The organism is Streptomyces sp. NPDC054863 (assembly GCF_053610825.1).
The window spans coordinates 1-2,041 of the sequence record NZ_JBSGZD010000377.1; the positions used below are offsets into that span (position 1 = coordinate 1).

At 72.1% G+C, this 2,041-nt stretch carries 1 protein-coding gene; it reads left to right on the forward strand.

Annotation, left to right across the window (positions count from 1 at the left end; genetic code table 11):
• The first annotated feature begins 18 nt into the window (after positions 1–18).
• Complete coding sequence (locus ACWGIG_RS35600) at positions 19–1,881, forward strand: ABC transporter ATP-binding protein (protein WP_453325850.1); 1,863 nt, start codon at positions 19–21, stop codon at positions 1,879–1,881.
• The last annotated feature ends 160 nt before the right edge of the window (positions 1,882–2,041 follow it).

Below are 2,041 nucleotides of genomic sequence, written 5' to 3' on the forward strand. Positions count from 1 at the left end.
GGCGAACCCGGCCCGCAGATGCGGTACGTCGACCTGACCGGCAGCCGCGAGGCCGCCGGCCGCTCGATCCGCATGCGCGACATGGCCCGGCGTCTGCCGCGGCTGGTGCGCCGGTCCTTGGCGCTCGCGTGGCAGGTCGACCGGCGCGCGACCGTGGGGCTCCTGTTGTGCCAGATCGCCGCCGGGGTCATGCAGGCCCTGGGCCTGGTCGCCATCGGCGGCACCGTGTCCGCGCTGCTGACCAGCGGTGACGTCTTCCACCGGCTCCTCCAGGCCTGGCCGTCCGTGGCGCTCCTGATCGGCGCGTCCGGTGTGTGCGCGCTGCTGGGGATCACCGTGGCGTGGCTCTCCACCCGCCTGGGCCCCCTGATGTCGCGCGAGGCCGAGCAGATGCTGCTCACCGGCTGTGCCGAGGTGGAGCTGTCCGCCTACGACGAACCCGACTTCAATCGGGACCGGGAGGCCGCGGACCGCGGGGCGCAGGTCACCGGCGACCTGATCAACGAGGGCCAGGACCTGATCGCTTCGGCGGCTTCCTTCCTCGCGGGGGCGCTCGTGCTCGCCGGAGTGAACTGGGTGCTCCTGCCGCTCCTGGTCGTGGCCAGCCTGCCGCAGGCCGTCGCCCAGATCAGCGCCGCCCGGGTGCGCTACCTCGCGAACCTGCGCAGCAACGGCGACAACCGGATGCTGTCCGTACTGCGTTGGCACATCTACACCAAGGACGCCGCCGACCAGATCCGGGCCGGCACGATGGCCGGCTTCCTGTCCGGCCGGTACCGGGAGACGGTTGCCCGGATCAACCGCGAGGACCGGGTCGCGGCCGACACCGGGGCCCGGATGTCGCTGGCCGGTGCGCTGGTCGGCGGCCTGGGTTCGGCCACCGTGTGGGCGGCGGTCGTCTGGCTGCTGGCCACCGGCCGCATCGGCGTCGGGCACGCCGGCACTGCCGTCTTCGCCCTGCAGATGGTGGGGCAGTCGGTGCGCGGGCTGGTGGCCGTCGGGGCGCGCGCCGTACGCACCGGGCTCTACATGGACGACTGGAACGACTTCCTGGACAAGGCAGGCCGGTTCCGGATGCGCCGGGGCACCCACAAGCCCGCACCGCCGAAGACCATCGAGGTCGAAGCGGTCACTCACCGGTACGCGGGCAAGGACCACGACGCGCTGTCACAGGTGTCGCTCACCTTGCGCCGTGGCCAGGTGACCGCGCTGGTCGGCTACAACGGGTCGGGGAAGTCGACCCTGTCGAAGCTGGTCAGCGGCCTGTACCTGCCCACGGACGGTCAGGTGCTGTGGGACGGTGCCCCCATCGGCGACGCCGACCCGCAGGCACTGTGGCAGCAGGTCGCCCTCGTGCCGCAGGACTACGCCCACTGGCCACTGACGGTGCGCGAGAACATCACCCTCGGCCAGCCCTCTCCGCGTGGCGACACGGCGGTGCACGAGGCGTGCGAGGCCGCAGGCGCCGACGAAGTCGTCGACAGGCTCGGCTCAGGTCTTGACACCCTCCTCGCCCGGGAGTGGCTCAACGGCGAGGAACTCAGCGGCGGCCAGTGGCAGCGAATCGCTCTCGGCCGGGCGTTCTTCCGCCGGGCCGGGCTCCTGGTCCTCGATGAGCCGACCGCCAACCTGGATCCCCGCGCCGAGCACCGGATCTTCCAGCGGCTGCGGGACCTGGCCCGGGACCGGGTGGTACTGCTGGTGACCCACCGCATCACCAACGTGGCCGTGGCCGACCGGATCGTGGTCCTCGACGAAGGCCGGATCGTCCAGGAGGGCACCTACGCCCAGCTCGCCCAACAACCAGGGCTGTTCCGGGAGTTGCTCTCCTATCAGATCACCGGCGACCCGGACGGCGTGCCACACGGATCGCCCACCTGACCGGTGGAGAACTGCCTCCTACGGCTTGCGGCCCACCCCACCGTAGGCATCGACGGCAACCGACGCGTCGGACGTGGCGCCCCGGTGCGGGCGCCACATAGGGTCCGCGGCCATTCCCGGGTGGAGGGGGGGCCGGGCCACGGCTCAGGGCGGGATATCA

Excerpts from the sequence above, each read along its gene's own strand:
- ACWGIG_RS35600 (WP_453325850.1), top strand. The coding sequence starts at position 19 with ATGCGGTACGTCGACCTGACCGGCAGCCGCGAGGCCGCCGGCCGCTCG.